The organism is uncultured Arenimonas sp. (assembly GCF_963976025.1).
GTDB lineage: Bacteria > Pseudomonadota > Gammaproteobacteria > Xanthomonadales > Xanthomonadaceae > Arenimonas.
Genome location: NZ_CAXBJS010000012.1, coordinates 1 through 16297, shown reverse-complemented (window position 1 = coordinate 16297; position 16297 = coordinate 1). Strand labels below are relative to the sequence as shown.

Annotated in this window: 8 protein-coding genes; 7 read left to right on the top strand and 1 reads right to left on the bottom strand. The window is 70.8% G+C overall.

Annotated elements, in window-relative coordinates; translation table 11 throughout:
- The first annotated feature begins 47 nt into the window (after positions 1–47).
- The 6 genes from recC (at position 48) to AACZ35_RS01745 (ending at position 12652) form a co-directional block, all read left to right on the top strand.
- Positions 48–3443, top strand: a complete 3396-nt coding sequence (gene recC / locus AACZ35_RS01770) for an exodeoxyribonuclease V subunit gamma (protein ID WP_339825338.1) — start codon at positions 48–50, stop codon at positions 3441–3443.
- A complete protein-coding gene (locus AACZ35_RS01765) occupies positions 3440–7003 on the top strand; it encodes a UvrD-helicase domain-containing protein (protein WP_339825336.1) in 3564 nt (1187 codons plus the stop codon). The genes recC and AACZ35_RS01765 overlap by 4 nt, the downstream gene beginning before the upstream one ends.
- On the top strand, positions 7000–8730 hold the full coding sequence (gene recD / locus AACZ35_RS01760) for an exodeoxyribonuclease V subunit alpha (RefSeq protein ID WP_339825334.1): 1731 nt from the start codon (positions 7000–7002) through the stop codon (positions 8728–8730). Before AACZ35_RS01765 ends, recD begins: the two co-directional genes overlap by 4 nt.
- 41 nt (positions 8731–8771) lie before the next feature.
- A complete protein-coding gene (locus AACZ35_RS01755; protein WP_339825332.1) occupies positions 8772–9836 on the top strand; it encodes an SRPBCC family protein in 1065 nt (354 codons plus the stop codon).
- A complete protein-coding gene (locus tag AACZ35_RS01750) occupies positions 9836–11902 on the top strand; it encodes an FAD-dependent oxidoreductase (RefSeq protein WP_339825329.1) in 2067 nt (688 codons plus the stop codon). The genes AACZ35_RS01755 and AACZ35_RS01750 overlap by 1 nt, the downstream gene beginning before the upstream one ends.
- 102 nt (positions 11903–12004) lie before the next feature.
- Positions 12005–12652, top strand: coding sequence for a protocatechuate 3,4-dioxygenase (locus tag AACZ35_RS01745; RefSeq protein WP_339825326.1), 648 nt, complete (start codon positions 12005–12007; stop codon positions 12650–12652).
- Positions 12653–12669: 17 nt separating this feature from the next.
- Here the strand turns inward: AACZ35_RS01745 and AACZ35_RS01740 are convergent, their stop codons facing one another.
- Complete coding sequence (locus AACZ35_RS01740) at positions 12670–14580, bottom strand: alpha/beta fold hydrolase (protein WP_339825323.1); 1911 nt, start codon at positions 14578–14580, stop codon at positions 12670–12672.
- Positions 14581–14705: 125 nt separating this feature from the next.
- On the opposite strand from AACZ35_RS01740, the gene acnA reads away from it, so the two are divergent.
- Positions 14706–16297: aconitate hydratase AcnA (acnA, locus tag AACZ35_RS01735; RefSeq protein ID WP_339825321.1), on the top strand; the 1592-nt coding region annotated here is incomplete at its 3' end.

The following is a 16297-nucleotide window of genomic DNA, read 5'->3' as shown; positions in this document are numbered from 1 at the left end:
GACCGGCGCCGGCTAGTCTTCCGGCCCACATCGGCTAGGCTGTGCGGATGCCCGCGGACTGGAAACAACGCGCCAGCGAAGGAATCACGGTGTTCCGGGCCAGCCGGCTCGAGGCGCTGCTGGTGCCGCTGGACCATTTGCTGGCCACCCAGCCGCCCGATGCGCTGCTGGCGCCTCAGACCGTGGTCGCGGCCCACCCGGGCATGCGTCAGTGGCTGGCCGGGGCGCTGGCGGAAAAACGCGGCGTGCGCGGCATCGTCGCCAACCTCGACATCCTGCTGCCCAGCGGCTTCCTCGACCGCCTGGCCGGCGACGTGCTGGGCGAAGGTGCGACCTCGCCCGCCGCCTGGCGCCGCGAACACCTGCGCTGGCGCATCTTCGCCCTGCTCGAAACCAGCGCCGATCCCACCCTGCGCGCCGCGCTGGACGGCGCCGATGGCGAACGCCGGCGTTTCCAGCTGGCCGACCGCCTGGCGCGCATCTACAGCCAGTACATGGCCTACCGGCCCGAGTGGCTGGCCGAGTGGGCGCGCGGTCGCGCCGGCTTCGAAGGCGCCGGATTCCACCCGGCGCTGTGGCAGGCGCTGCAAACCGCCATCGGCCAGACCCACCGCGGCGGCCAGCTGGCCCTGCTCGAACGCAAGCTGCGCGAAGAAGGCGTGCGCGTGGCCGCCACCGACCCCCTGCATGTGTTCGGCCTGGCCCACCTGGCGCCGGCGGAACTGAAAGTACTGCACGCGCTGGCCGCGCACCGGCCGGTGGTGCTGTACGTGCCCGATCCTTGCCGCGAGTTCTGGGGCGGCCTGCGCAGCGAAGCCGCGCACCTGCGCGAACTCGCCGCCGACCCGTTCTCGCGCGACGCCGAAACCACCTTCCTCGACCAGAACCATCCGCTGCTGGCGGCCTGGGGGCGTCTGGGCCAGCACTTCATGCTGCAGGTGCAGTCGCTGGATGCATCGCTGGACATGCGCCACTACCGCGACGAAGCCGACCACGACCGCCCGCCCGGCCCGCTGCTCGAGCGCCTGCAGGAAAGCCTGCGCCGGCTCGCACCTTCGCTGCTGCCGGAAGATCCGCGCACGCCGCACGAACGCCGCGCCGATGCCTCGCTGCGCGTGCACGCCTGCCACACCCGCCTGCGCGAACTCGAAGCCTTGCGCGATGCCTTGCTTCAGGCGCGGAGCGACGACCCCGCCATCGCCCCTTCCGACATCGTGGTGATGGCGCCCGACATCCGCGCCTACCTCCCGCTGCTGCCGGCGGTGTTCGGCGCGCCGGGCGATGCCAGCGCGCCCTTGCCCTACCACCTGGCCGACGTGCCGGTGGCCAGCACGGTGCCGCTGTTCGCCGCCTTCCGCCAGCTGCTGGCGCTGCCCGGCTCGCGCGAAACCGCCCCAGCGCTACTCGATTTCCTGGCCCAGCCCGACGTCGCCCGCCGCCTGGGCCTCGACGCCGATGCCCTGGCCCTGCTCGAACGTGCCCTGGCCGAAGCCAGCGCCGCCTGGGGCCTGGACCCGGCCGCGCGCGCCGCGCTGGGCGTTCCGGCCATCGAAGAACACACCCTGGCCTGGGCGATGGACCGCCTGCTGGCCAGCCTGGTGCACGGCAACGAAGACAGCGACGACCTGATGTCGGTCGCCGGCCAGCGCCTGGCTCCGGTCACCGGCGTTGCCGACGCGGCCCTGGCCCTGGGCGCGCTCGACCAGCTGCTGCAGTGGCTGGCGACGCTGCGCGAAGACGCCGCGCGCCCGCGCGCCGCCAGCGCCTGGGCGGCGCGGCTGGAAACGGCGGTCGATCAACTCTTCCAGGCCAAGCCCACCGACCCCGACGCGCAGGACGCCATGGACGCGCTGCGCGCCGTGGTGCGCGGCCTGGCCGCCGAGCCCGCCGAGGCCGGCCTGGATCCGATGCTCGCCTGGCCAGTGGTGCGCGCCTGGCTGGAAGAACGCCTGGGCGCCGTGCCGGGCCGCCAGCGTTTCCTGGCCGGTGGCATGACCGTCTGCGGCATGGTGCCGCAGCGCGCCATCCCGTTCCGCGTGGTCGCGGTGCTGGGTTTGAACGAAGGCGAATACCCGCGCCAGGACCGCGATGCCGGGCTCGACCCGATCCGCCGCGAAGGCCTGCGCCGCCTGGGCGACCGCGACACCCGCAGCGACGACCGCTACCTGTTCCTGGAAACGGTGATGTCGGCACGCGACCGCCTGCATGTGAGTTGGGTCGGCTTTGATGCGCGCGACGGCAAGCCGCGCAATCCCGCCGCGCCCTTGGCCGAACTGATGGCCGCGCTGCCCGCCGGCGCCGGCGATACGCCGCCGTGGCTGGTCAGGCATGCGCTACAGCCCTTCGACGCCGCGTACTTCGGCAACGACCCTGCGCGGCGCAGCTTTTCCCCTGCCTTCGCCGGCATGGTTGGCGGCGAACGCGACGCCCCGGCGCTGCTCTCGCCGCGGCCCTCAGCGGCCAGCCAAGAAGCCGCCGATGTGGAGGTTTCCCGCGTGCTGGCCTGGTGCCGCGATCCGGCCAGGGTCGCGCTGGCCGACGGCCTGCGCGCTCGGCTGGATGCGCTGGGCGAACGCCGCCTGGCCAGCGACGAACCGCTGGAAGCACGCCTGGGCGTCTTCGACCGTCAGGCGCGCGCGCTGTGCGAACAGGCATTGGCCGAACCCGGGGTGCCGCTTCCCGAATCCCCGCCCGAAGCGCTGGTGCTCGGCGGCGTGCTGCCGCCCGGTGCGCTGGGCACGCAGGCCTGGGTCCGCGAACGCGACACCGCCGAAGCGCTCGTGGCCTCGGCGCGCGCCCGCAGCGAACTCGCCGGTTTGCTTGAACCGGATCTGGCGCCGGAAACCGTCCCGGACATCGCCCGCCAGGTCGGTCGTTTCAGCATCAGCGGCGAACTCGACCGCGTGCGCGAACGCAACGGCTTCCTGTTCGTTTGCGACACCTTCGCGCACAAGGGCACGGAAGCCGAGCTGGGTTTCCGCGAGCGCCTGCCCCTGTTCATCCGCTGGGCGCTGTGCCGGCTGGCGCCGGAAAACGCCACGCGCCGCGTGCGCATCGCTGCGTTGGTGGCCAAAGCCGGCAAGTCGCCCTGGCAGTCCGCGATCGCGGACTGGGATGAAGGATTCCTGCAGGCCGACGCCGCAGAGCGCGAGCAGTTGCGCGCCCAGCTCGAGACCCGCCTCGGCTTCATCATCGATGCCGCCACGCGCCCGGCCACCGACCCCTGGCCCTACTTCCCGCGCACCAGCTGGGCCCTGGCCAATGGCAAGGACGAGGCCGGCGACGAGTGGCGCCGCGAACTCGATTACGCGCCAGGTTATGCGCGTCTGCTGGGCCGGGGCCTGGCGCCCGATGAAAACGAAGACTGGCGATTGGCCCTGGCCGATGCCGCTACTGCGCTGCTCAACGCTATCAGCCTGGGCGACACGGAGGAAACGGCATGAACACGCCGGTCACCGTCGCGCACTGGCACGAACTGCCGCTCGGGCCGGGTGGCCGCGCCCTGGTCGAGGCCAGCGCCGGCACCGGCAAGACCTGGACCATCGGCGTGCTGTGGTGGCGCCTGCTGCTGGAACCCGCGCAGGCGCCGGGCGTCGAGCGCATCGTCGTCACCACCTTCACCGAAGCCGCGGCCCAGGAACTGCGCGAACGCCTGCGTGCGCGCCTGCGCCAGGCGCTGGACCTGGCCGACACGCGGCCTGCCATCACGGCAGACACGCCCGGCGACACGGCCTGGCTGCTCACGCGCTGGCAGGACGAAGGCATCTTCATCGAAGACCGCCGCCGCCTGCGCCTGGCGCTCGCGGATTTCGACCGCGCGCCCATCGGCACCCTGCACGGCCTGTGCCGCGGCATCCTGGCCGAACACCCGCTCGAAGGCGGGCAGGGCATCGAAGTGGCCGAGGCCGCGTCCGGCCAGGCCTTGCTTGAAGAACTGGCGCACGACGCCTGGCGCGTGCTGCGGCAGTCGGATACCGACGGCCTGGTCGACGCCGGCGTGGGCGAACTGAGCCTGGCGAAGTTCACCCGCACCTTGGCCACGCTGCTGCGCCCGGGCGTGCGCCTGCCGTCCGGGGAAACCTTCGACGAAGCGCGGGCCGGCCTGGCGCCCTCGCTTGCCGGGCCTTTGCGCGCCATCGCCGACGACGTTTCCTGGTTCACCCGCAAGAACGCCAAGCTGCTGTCGTGCCTGTCCGAAATGGCCGACTGGCTTGCCGGGGCCGACTGGGCCAAGGCCGACGAACGTCTTGGCGTACTGGCAGAGTTCCAGCTCGACGGCCAGGTGCGCCCCGATCGCCAGTCCGATTTCATGATGCAACCGGCCATCTCGCGCCTGCTCGATGAAGTGCCGCGCCTGGTGATGGCGCGCCATGGCCACGTGGCGCGCTTCTGGAGCGAGCAGGTCGTGCGGTTTTCCGCCTGGCGCGACCAGCGCCTCGCCGCCCGTGGCCAGCTCACCTTCGACGAGATGATCCGCCAGGCCCACACGGCCGTCAGCACCCGTCCGGCGCTGGCCGACGCGCTGTTCGCTGACTGGCCCTACGCGCTGGTCGACGAGTTCCAGGACACCGACGACCAGCAGTACGGCATCCTTGACCGCATCTATCGTGATGCCGAAGGCCAGCCGCGCGGCCGGCTGGTGATGATCGGCGACCCCAAGCAGGCGATCTACGGCTTCCGCGGCGGCGACGTGCAGGCCTATCTGCGTGCGCGCGCCCATGCCGGCCACCGGCTGGCACTGGACACCAACCACCGTTCGGCGCCGAACTACGTGGCGGCGGTGAACGGCTTCTTCGGCGCCGATGCCGCCGGCCCGGCGCTCGACGCCCGCGGCGAAGGCGCAATCCGCTACGAACCGGTGCTCGCCAGCGACCGCCAGGTGGCCACGCCATATCGCATCGGCGGCCAACCGGTGCAGGCGCCGCTGGTGCTGCACTACCTGGGCCAGCCGCCGGCCTCGCAGCCCGAGCGCAAGCAGGCCGCCATCGAGGCCTGCGCCGACCACATCGCGGCGCTGCTGGCCGATCCTTCGCACACCATCGGCCGCAAGCACGGCGACACGGTCGTGCACGAACGCCTGTATCCCGGCGACCTGGCCGTGCTGCTGCCCACCAACCCCGACATCGCCCGCCTGCGCGAAGCGCTGGGCCGGCGCGGCGTGCCCTGCGTCGGCGGCAGTCGCGCCAGCGTTTTCGATTCCGACTGGGCCTTCGAACTGCAGGTCGTGCTGCAGGCGCTGGCCCACGCCGAGGACGAAGGCGCCGTGCGCGCCGCCATGCTGACGCGGCTTTGGGGCGGCAGCCTGCACGACGTCGCCGCCCTGGCTGACTCGCCCGCGGCCTGGGAAGCAGCAAGCGACCGCCTGCAGCAACTGCGCCTGGCCTGGCGCGAACGCGGCGTGCTGGCCACCGTGCTGGAACTGGCCGCGACTGCCGCACCGCGCCTGCTGGCGCACGCCGGCGGCGAACGCGACCTTACCGACCTGCGCCACCTGGGCGAACTGCTGCAGCAGCAGGCCGATCAGGGCCTGGGCCCGCACGCCCTGCTCGACTGGCTGGGCGAACAGCGCCAGCACGAAGACGGTGAAGCGCCCGACAGCGACCAGCGCCAGCTGCGCATCGAGTCCGATGCCGCACGCGTGCAGCTGATGACCCTGCACCGGGCCAAGGGCCTGGAGTTCCCGGTGGTCTTCCTGCCGCTGCTGTGGGCGCATGCGCTCAATGAAAACCAGGACTCGCCGCCCTGGCTGCTGCCCGAGCCGGATGCGCCGGGCCGCCTCGCACGCTTCGATGTCCCGGCCCGCCGCCAGGCCCGGCACGAGGCCCAGGACGAACGCTTCCGCGTGCTGTACGTGGCGCTCACCCGCGCCATCCATGCCTGCCATGTGTATGCGCTGCCGCCGTCGCGGCCGGCGACGGCGAAAAAAAACGCCTCGCCGAAATCCGACCCCGAACGCGCGCCGCTCGATGCGCTGCTCGAACGCCTTGGCGTCGAACACGACTTCCCCGTGTTGCCGCACCTGCACTGGCAGGCCGGCTGGCCCGCCGCGATGCCCGCGCTTGCCCGCGAAGAAACACCGCCGGCAGCGCGTGAAGCCCTGCCAATGCCGCCGCCCGCGCGCCTGCGTCAGCGCCTGAGCTTTTCAACGCTGGTCGGCGGCGCCCGGATCGGCGGCGAAGAAGACAGCGCCGCCTCCGACGAATCCGAACCGGTGCTGGCCGTGGCTGCGGCCACGCCGGAAGAAGCGCCGCATCCGGCGCTCCTGGACCTGTCGGCGCTGCGGGGCCGCGCCTTCGGCAATGCGGTGCACGCCAGCTTCGAAAACCGCGACACGAACAAGCCGATGGCGGCGCAAACCGGCCTGGTCGCGAAACAGCTGGCCGACTTCGGCGTACGTGCGCGCGGCGAGTCGCTTGAAGAGCTCTTGCCGCGTCTGTGCAAACGCCTTGATGGCTCTCTGGCCGCCGAACTGCTGCCCGGACTCAGGCTGGGTGACGTGGCCGTGGCCGACCAGCGCGCCGAAATGGCTTTCCACTTCGCGCTCGACGGCGCCCGGCTGGAAGCGCTGAGGCAGGCCTGCGCCGCACACGGCGAACCCGACCTGGTGCCCGCCCTTGGCTGGCGCGAACTGCGCGGCCTGATGACCGGCAAGATCGACCTGGTGTTCGAACACAAAGGCCGCGTGCACGTGCTCGACTACAAGGGCAACTGGCTGGGCGAACGCCTGGGCGACTACAGCGGCGCGGCCCTGGCGCAGGCGATGGACCACAGCCACTACCGGCTGCAGGCGCTTATCTACACCGTGGCGGTGCATCGTTTCCTGAAACAGCGCCGTCCCGATTACGACCCTGGCCAGCACCTTGGCGAGGCGATCTACCTTTTCATACGCGCCGCCGGCCTGGCGCCGGGCGCGGGCGTGTGGAGCCACGCCTTCCCGCCGGCGCTGCTCGAAGCCGTGGACCAGGCGCTGGCGGCCGGCGCCACCGCGGAGGCCGCCGCATGAGCCACCTCGACTACCGCCCGCTGCCCCTGCCCGAATTCGACGGCCGCCCGGCCGAACGCGCGCTGGCCCGCGCGATCACCCGCTGGGTGGGCGCCCACGGCGGCAGCCCGCGCCTGGCCGACCTGGCGGCGCGCGCCGCAGTGGCCGAACAGCGCGGCGACACCGCCCTGGCGCCGCTGGACGCCGAAGTGCGCGCCGACCTCGCCGGCGAAGCCCTGGTCGGCGACGGCAGCGAACGCACGCCCTTCGTGCTCGACGCCGACGGCCGTTTCTACCTGTGGCGCAACTACCGCTTCGAAGGCGAAGTCGCGGCGGCGCTGCAGGCGCTGCACGCCGACGCCCGTCCGCTGCCGATGGCCGAAGACGAGCTGGCGGAACTTTTCCCCGGCGGTGATCCTGCGAAAGACGGCGCCCAGCGCGAGGCCGTGCGCGCCATCGGCGGCCGCCGGCTTCTGGTGCTCACCGGCGGCCCTGGCACCGGCAAGACCACCACGGTGCTGCGCATGCTGCTGCGTCTTCTTCGCGATGGCATCGCCGCGCGCGACGGCATCGCCGTGGCCGCGCCCACCGGCAAGGCCGCGCAGCGGCTGGTTCAGTCGCTGCGCCAGGAAGCCGCGCGCCTGCGCGACCAGCTGCCGGCGTCATGGGCCAGCGCGCTCGACGCGCTGCCCACCGACGAAGCCCGCACCGTGCACCGCCTGCTGGGCTGGTCGCCGGCGCGGCAGGCGTACTCGCGCAATCCGGCAAATCCCGTCGACGCCGGCGTGGTGGTCGTGGACGAGGCCTCGATGCTCGACCTGGCCCAGCTGCGCGCGTTGCTGCAGGCGCTGCGCCCCGGTGCGTGCCTGCTGCTGGTGGGGGACGCCGACCAGCTCGATTCGGTTGGCGCCGGTTCGGTGCTGATGGACCTGGTCGCCACGCTCGAAGCGAAAGCCTCGCCGGCCCTGGTGCGCCTGCGCCACAGCTTCCGCGCCGTCGAACCGCTGGTGCGATTGAACGAAGCCGTGCGCGCCGGCGACAGTCCCGCGCTTGCCGGCGCGCTGGTGGCCGCGGGCGACACGGCCCGCCTGCATCCCCTGGAAGACACCGGCGCCCTGGCGCGGCGCCTGCGCGGCTGGGCCGATGCCCTGGCCGAACCCGGTCCGCCGCCGCCGCTGCCGGGCACCGACGAAGCCGCCGCAGCCCTGGCCGCGCTGCAGGCCCTGCCGGCGCGGCAGCTGCTGTGCGCGCTGCGCGAAGGCCCGTTCGGCGCCGATGTCGCCGCCGCCGCCATCGAGGCCCGCCTGCGCCAGCAGTGGAACGTGCCGGCTGGCAGTGACTGGTTCCCCGGCCGCGTGGTGATGGTGACCCGCAACGACTACGGCGCGCGCCTGTTCAACGGCGACCAGGGCCTGTGCCTGGCCGGCGCCGACGGCCGGCTGCAGGTGTGGTTCGAAGCGCCCGATGGCGGCGCCCGCGCCCTCGCGCCCGGTGCGCTGCCGGCCCATGCCGCGGCTTTCGCCATCACCATCCACAAAAGCCAGGGCAGCGAATACGGCCACGTCGCCGTGCTGCTGCCGCCTGATCCCGAACACCGCATCCTGTCGCGGCAATTGCTCTACACCGGCCTGTCGCGCGCCAAGCGCTCGGTTGAAGTCTGGGGGCCGCAGGCCAGCCTCGACGCCGCACTTGCTCGCGCCGTGCGGCGCGCCGGCGGCCTGGCCGCGCGGCTGGAAAGCCTGGCTTGAGCGTGTCCCGCGAACGGGCGGGGCCGGCTTACACTGGCGACATGGACGCGACCCTGCCGCCCCTGGAAACCGCCACCGCGCTGCCCGCCCGCCACTACGCGGGCGAGGCGGCGTTCCTGCGTGACCAGCGCGCGGTCTTCCCGCGCAGCTGGCAGCTGGTGGCGCGCGCCGACCAGCTGGCCGACGCCGGCGACCATGTGGTCGACCAGGTCGGCCGGCTGCCGGTGATCCTGGTGCGCGGCGCCGACGGCGTGCTGCGCGGATTCGCCAACGTTTGCCGGCACCGGGCCGGGCCGCTGGCCCTGTGCAACGGCAAGGGTGCGCGGGCGCTTCACTGCAAGTACCACGGCTGGACCTACACCCTGGAGGGCCAGCTGCGCTCGGCGCCGGAAATGCAGGACGCCGCGGATTTTGATGTGAACGACATCCGCCTGCCGGCGCTGCGCGTGGCCGAGTGGCAGGGCCTGGTGTTCGTGGCGGCCAGCGACGACGTGCCCGATTTCCAGGATGTCTACGGCGGCATTGCCGAACGCATCGCGCCGATCGATCTGGCCGCGTTGCGCTTCGCCCGCCGCGACCACTACGACCTGGCCTGCGACTGGAAGGTGTACGTGGACAATTTCCTCGAGGGCTACCACCTGCCGCACGTGCACCCAGGCCTTTCGAAGGTGCTGGACTACCGCGCCTACGACACCGAACTGCAGCCCTGGAAGTCGCTGCAGCACTCACCCCTGCGCGACGCCGGCGGCGCCAATGCCTACGGCGACGGCGAGGCCTTCTACTGGTTCGTGTACCCGAACGTGATGCTCAACATCCTGCCCGGGCGCCTGCAGACCAACCGCGTGCTGGCGCTGGGCCCGGGCCGGTGCCGGGTGGAGTTCGACTATTACTACGCGCCCGGCCCGGCCGGCGATGCCCTGGCCGCGGCCGACCGCGAGTTCAGCGACGAAGTGCAGGCCGAAGACATCGCCATCTGCGAAGCGGTGCAGCGTGGCCTGGATTCTGGCAGCTACGAGGCGGGGCGGCTGTGCCCGAAGCGCGAATCGGCGCTGTGGCATTTCCACAACCAGCTGCGTGCCGCCTACGCCGCCGACGAGCCCGCCTGATGCGCGACCCCCGCTACGACCCGCTGTTCGAACCGATCCGCATCGGCCCGGTGACCGCGAAGAACCGTTTTTTCCAGGTGCCGCACTGCAATGGCATGGGTCACGCCATGCCGCTGGCGCACGCCGCCATGCGCGAGGTGAAGGCCGAGGGCGGCTGGGCCGTGGTGTCCACCGAAGAATGCGAAATCCACCCCAGCACCGACCTCACGCCCTATGTCGAAGCGCGGCTCTGGGATGACCGCGACATCCCGGCGCTGGCGCTGATGTGCGAAAAGGTGCACGCCCACGGCGCGCTGGCGGCGGTGGAGCTCACCCACAACGGCCCGGCGGCCTCGAACCTGTTCTCGCGCGAAGTGCTGCTGGCGCCCTCGCACCAGCCGACCAAATACGGCTACCCGCACCAGGCGCGGGCCATGGACAAGGCCGACATCCGCGACTACCGCCGCTGGCACCGCGAAGCGGCCGTGCGGGGCATGAAGGCGGGCATGGACATCGTGTACGTGTACGCCGCCCACGACCTGTCGCTGGCCATGCACTTCCTGCAGCGCCGCCGCAACCAGCGCACCGACGAATATGGCGGTTCGCTGGAAAACCGCGTGCGGCTGCTGCGCGAACTGCTCGAGGACACCCGCGACGCCGTCGGCCACCGCTGCGGCGTCGCCCTGCGTTTCGCCACCGAAGAAATGCTCGGCCCCGGCGGCGTCGAGCTGGCCGAGGCGCGCGACATCGTGGCGATGCTGGCCGAGCTGCCCGACCTGTGGGACGTGAATGTATCGGCCTGGTACAACGACTCGCTGCCCTCGCGCTTCGGCGGCGAAGGCGCCCAGGAACCCTTCGTCGATTTCGTCAAGAAGACCACCAGCAAGCCCGTGGTCGGCGTCGGTCGTTTCACCTCGCCCGACACCATGGTCTCGCAGCTGCGCCGCGGCGTGATCGACATCATCGGTGCGGCACGCCCGTCCATTGCAGATCCCTTCCTGCCGCGAAAGATCGAAGAAGGCCGGCTCGACGACATCCGCGAATGCATCGGCTGCAACGTCTGTGTGTCGGGCGACAACACCGTTTCGCCGATCCGCTGCACCCAGAACCCCAGCATGGGCGAGGAGTGGCGCAAGGGCTGGCATCCCGAGCGAATCAAGCCCGCGCGCAAACCCGCGAAGGTGCTGGTGGTCGGCGGCGGCCCGGCCGGCCTGGAAGCCGCACGCGCGCTTGGCCAGCGCGGTTTCGAGGTCTCCCTGGCCGAAGCTTCGAAAGAACTGGGCGGCCGCGTCAGCCGCGAAGCACGACTGCCTGGCCTGGCCGAGTGGGCGCGTGTGCGCGACTGGCGCATCGGCCAGATCAACAAGATGCCGAACGTCGCGACCTATCTGGACTCGCGACTCGAAGCCGACGACGTGCTCGAATTCGGCGCCGACCACGTGGTCATCGCCACCGGCGCCCACTGGCGACGCGACGGTTTCGGCCGCAGCCACGGATTGGGCATCGAAAGCTTCGAAAGCAATCCAAGGGTATTCACGCCCGACGACCTGATGGACGGCCGCCTGCCCGAAGGCGAAGTAGTGGTGTTCGACGACGACGGCGGCTACCACGCCACCGTGGCCGCCGAACTGCTTGCGAAAGCCGGCCGCCGCGTGCACTTCGTCACGCCCGAGGACGTGGTCGCGCCCTGGGGCCAGTTCACCCTTGAATACCGGCACGTGCGCAAGCGCCTGGCGGCGCTGGGCGTGCAGGTGCAGGTCTCGAAAGTAATCGCCGGTTACGAAGGCCGCGCACTGCGGCTCGAAGACGCGTGGTCCGGCACGGTGCTGGAACTGCCTGCGGACGCCGTGGTGTCGGTCACCGCGCGGATTCCGGACGATGTGCTGTTCCAGACCCTCGGCGGCCGCGAAGCCGGGCAGCCCGAGGCAGGCGCGTTCTCCCTGCATCGTATCGGCGACTGCGAGGCGCCCGGCCTCATCGCCCACGCCGTTTATGCCGGCCATGCACTGGCCCAGGCGCTGGGCGAAGTCGGGGATGACGGCGTGCCGTTCCTTCGACACTTCCACCACGGCGGCAATCAGGCCTGAGCCTGCCGGGCCGGCCGCGGGCCCGGGCGGCCGTTCCGCGCTCCGCGTCACGTTAGCTCCTGGTACTGGCTCGCGACGCGCGGGCGCCAAGGGGGATCGCACATGAATGACCGGACCCGACTGACCCGTCGGCAGTTGGTGCAGGGCGGCCTGGGCGCCGTGGCGCTGGTGGCAGGCGCCCCGCTGCTGGCCGCCGAACCCACCCCGAGCCAGACCGAAGGGCCGTTCTTCCCCAAAAAGGACCAGGCGGACAAGGACCTGGACATGACCCGCGTGGAAGGCCGCAGCGAAGCGGCGCTCGGCGAGGTGATCGAAATCAGCGGGCAGGTGCTGGACGAAACGGGTGCCCCCATCGCCGGCGCACTGGTGGACGTCTGGCAGGCCAACAGCCACGGCCGCTACGACCACGAAAGAGACCCCAACCCGGCACCACTGGACCCGAACTTCCAGGGCTGGGCACGCCTGACCACCGATGCCGAGGGTCGCTACCGCGTCCGGACCATCAAACCCGGCGCCTACCCGGTGGGCGAGGGCTGGTCCCGGCCGCCGCACATCCACTTCAAGGTGGCCAAACGCGGCTTCCGGGAAGTCACCACGCAAATGTATTTCGCCGGTGAACCGCTCAACGACGTCGACCGGCTGTGGAACTCGCTGTCCCCCGGGGAGCGCGGGCAGCTCACCGTGGCCTTCGAAGACAGGGGCGGGGCAGCACCCACGGGCAACTTCGACCTGGTGCTCGCCAAGGTTTGAGCGCGCCGGGGCGCGCTCTACCCTTCCGCGCCGATGTGGCGGTCGAAGAAGGCCAGTAGTTTTTCGTAGTAGGCCACCTTGCGATCGAGGTCGACGAAGCCGTGGCCTTCCTTTTCCTCGACGATGGTCACTTCCGGCGGGTTGCCGGCCTTGGCCAGTGCGTCGCGCATCGCCTCGAAATGGTCGATCGGGGCGCGCACGTCCATCTTGCCGTGGGCCAGCAGCACCGGCACCTTGATGCGCGCGGCGCTGTAAACCGGTGACTGCATGCGCTGGGCCTCGGGGCCCTCGGGCATCACGCGGGCCATGAACTTGCGGCCCAGGTCGGATTCGCTGGTGTCGCCGGACTTGAACATCAGCGGGATGCTGTACACGCCGACGTAGCCGGCCGTGCACTGCAGCGCGTCCGGCGCCAGCGCCGCCGCCTGCAGCGCGGCGAACGCGCCGTAGGACGCGCCGTAGGCGCACACCCGCTTCGGATCGGCGATGCCCTGGCCAACGACCCACTGCATGCCGTCGAGCAGGTCGCGCACCATCGCATCGCCCCACTGGCCATAACCGGCAGTCCTGAAGCCGCTGCCGTAGCCGGCCGAACCGCGGAAGTTGAGCTGCAGCACGGCGTAACCGCGGCTGGCCAGCAGCTGCACTTCCGGGTCGAAGCCCCAGCTGTCGCGGACGCCGTGCGGTCCGCCGTGTGCCATCACCACCAGCGGCAGGTTCTTGGCGTCCCGCCCCGGGGGCAGGGAGAGGTAACCGTGCAGGATCTGGCCGTCGCGCGCCTTGAACGACACCGGCTTCATGGCTGCCATCGTTTCGGGATTGATCCAGCTGCGCTGTGCGAGCAGGAACTTCGCCTGGCCGGTGCTGGCGTCGAACAGGAAATACTCACCCGGGTTGCGGTCACCATAGACGCGAACCAGGAACAGGCGGTCGTCGCGGCTGCGCCCCTCGAAACTCACGGCCTGGCCCGGGAAGGCGGCCAGCAGGCCGGCGTAGACCTTGGCGCCGGTCGAGGCCTGGTCGACGAAGCTGTAGTCAGGCAGTCCATCCTGGTAGGCGGCGGCGATCGGGCCCTTGTCGCCCATCAGCAGTCCCTCGGGTTCGACAGCGCGCGAGGGCAGCAAGGGCGTCACTTCGCCGCTGGACATGTCCACGGCATCGATGCGGTGCGGCTCTCCCTGGTCGCTGGAGGCCATGAACACCAGGTTGCGCTCCTCATCGATGGCCAGCGGGATACGCTCGGGCTCGCCTTCGTCCCAGATCTTCAGCGGCGCCCAGCGGTCCTTGCGGCGAACGTAGCTGCCGGACTTACCCAGGATACGTTCGCCCCAGATGTAGCGCGGCTGGTCGTCGCTGTCATAGACGATGCCCTGCACCGCGCGCAGTGGGGTGAGTACCTTCATCGGGTTCGGCGGCCACATCCCGCGCACCGGGATGCGCATGACATAGGTCGAATCGCCGGAGTAGTACGACACCAGGATGCGCTCCGGATCATCCGGCAGCAGGTCGACGATGCCGCCGAATCCGCCGATCAGCGGCGTCGGGTCAGTGCCGTCGGCCTGGCCCACGTACCAGCGGGTCACAAAGACGAAGCGCAGGTCGTCGAGCAGGCTGCCGGTGAGCTTGTCCACGGAGAACAGGAACTGGTTGTCGTCCTTCCAGCGCAGCGAGGAAACGTAATCGTCCTCGGCCAGCTTCAGGTTCACGGTCGGGGCCATGTCGGCCACGCGCAGCACCACCAGCGACCACTGCTCGTCCCTGCGGACCGTGGCCAGCAGGTGCTTGCCGTCCGGAGACAGCGCCATGTTGCTGAACTCCGGGGACTGGAACAGGGCCCGGATGGTCGGCGCCGGGGTCGCCGCATCGGCGGCGCTGGCGGGCGGTGCAGGCACCAGGGCCAGCAGCAGGGCGGCAAGGATCAATCGCATCGGGGACGTCCGGGGTCACAAAAGAGCCGCGATTCTAGCCCTTGCGCCGGAGTCCCGGGCGGGGTGCCCCCGGGCGGCGTGATGCCGGATAATGGCGGGCTCCGCGTTTGCCCGAGCCTTCCGCCATGAATTCCAAGTTCCGCAAGCCGCTGCCCGGCACCTCCCTGGACTTTTTCGACGCCCGCGAGGCTGTCGAGGCCCTGCAGCCCGGCGCCTGGGACGGCCTGCCTTACGTGTCGCGGGTGCTGGCGGAAAACCTGGTGCGGCGCTGCGAGCCGGCGACGCTGGACGATTCGCTGCGGCAGCTGATCGAGCGTAAGCGCGACCTCGATTTCCCGTGGTTCCCGGCGCGCGTGGTCTGCCACGACATCCTGGGCCAGACCGCGCTGGTGGACCTGGCCGGACTGCGCGATGCCATCGCCGAACAGGGCGGCGACCCGGCCCAGGTGAATCCGGTGGTGCCGGTGCAGCTGATCGTCGACCACTCGCTGGCGGTGGAATGTGGCGGTTTCGACCCCGAAGCCTTCAGCAAGAACCGCGCGATCGAAGACCGCCGCAACGCTGACCGCTTCCACTTCATCGACTGGACCAAGCTGGCGTTCAAGAACGTGGACGTGATCCCGCCGGGCAACGGGATCATGCACCAGATCAATCTTGAAAAAATGTCGCCGGTGATCGGCGTGCTCGATGGCGTGGCCTATCCCGACACCTGCGTCGGCACCGACAGCCACACGCCGCACGTGGACGCGCTGGGCGTGATCGCCATCGGCGTTGGCGGCCTGGAAGCCGAAAGCGTGATGCTGGGCCGCGCCTCCTGGATGCGCCTGCCCGACATCATCGGCGTCGAACTCACCGGCAAGCCGGGCCCGGGCATCACCGCCACCGACGTGGTGCTGTCGCTTACCCAGTTCCTGCGCCAGCAGAAGGTCGTGGGCGCCTGGCTCGAGTTCCACGGCGAAGGTGCCGCGGCGCTGACCCTGGGCGACCGTGCCACGATTTCCAACATGGCGCCCGAATACGGCGCCACCGCGGCCATGTTCTTCATCGACGACAACACCCTCGACTACCTGCGCCTGACCGGCCGCAGCGACGAGCAGGTGGCCCTTGTCGAGACCTACGCGAAGACCACCGGCCTGTGGGCGGACGCACTGGCTGGCGCGCGCTACGAACGGTTGCTTCAGTTTGATCTTTCCAGCGTGGTGCGCACCATGGCCGGCCCGTCGAACCCGCATGCCCGCGTGGCCACCAGCGAGCTGGCGGCGAAGGGGATTTCCGGCAGCCTCGAGGCCGGGCGCGCGCAGGAAGCCCAGGGCCTGATGCCCGACGGCGCGGTGATCATCGCCGCCATCACCTCGTGCACGAATACCTCCAACCCGCGCAATGTCATCGCCGCCGGCCTGCTGGCGAAAAAGGCCAATGCGCTGGGCCTGGTGCGCAAGCCCTGGGTGAAGAGTTCGCTGGCGCCGGGCTCGAAGACCGTGGCGCTGTACCTGGAAGAAGCCGGCCTCAAGCACGAGCTCGAGAAGCTGGGCTTTGGCATCGTCGCCTTCGCCTGCACCACCTGCAACGGCATGTCCGGCGCGCTGGACCCGAAGATCCAGCAGGAAATCATCGACCGCGACCTTTACGCGACCGCCGTGCTCAGTGGCAACCGCAACTTCGACGGCCGCATCCACCCCTATGCCAAGCAGGCCTTCCTGGCCTCGCCGGCGCTGGT

What these genes read in the sequence shown, in the direction of transcription:
- recC (WP_339825338.1), top strand. Translation starts at nt 48, where the DNA reads ATGCCCGCGGACTGGAAACAACGCGCCAGCGAAGGAATCACGGTGTTC.
- AACZ35_RS01765 (WP_339825336.1), top strand. Translation starts at nt 3,440, where the DNA reads ATGAACACGCCGGTCACCGTCGCGCACTGGCACGAACTGCCGCTCGGG.
- recD (WP_339825334.1), top strand. Translation starts at nt 7,000, where the DNA reads ATGAGCCACCTCGACTACCGCCCGCTGCCCCTGCCCGAATTCGACGGC.
- AACZ35_RS01755 (WP_339825332.1), top strand. Translation starts at nt 8,772, where the DNA reads ATGGACGCGACCCTGCCGCCCCTGGAAACCGCCACCGCGCTGCCCGCC.
- AACZ35_RS01750 (WP_339825329.1), top strand. Translation starts at nt 9,836, where the DNA reads ATGCGCGACCCCCGCTACGACCCGCTGTTCGAACCGATCCGCATCGGC.
- AACZ35_RS01745 (WP_339825326.1), top strand. Translation starts at nt 12,005, where the DNA reads ATGAATGACCGGACCCGACTGACCCGTCGGCAGTTGGTGCAGGGCGGC.
- AACZ35_RS01740 (WP_339825323.1), bottom strand. Translation starts at nt 14,580, where the DNA reads ATGCGATTGATCCTTGCCGCCCTGCTGCTGGCCCTGGTGCCTGCACCG.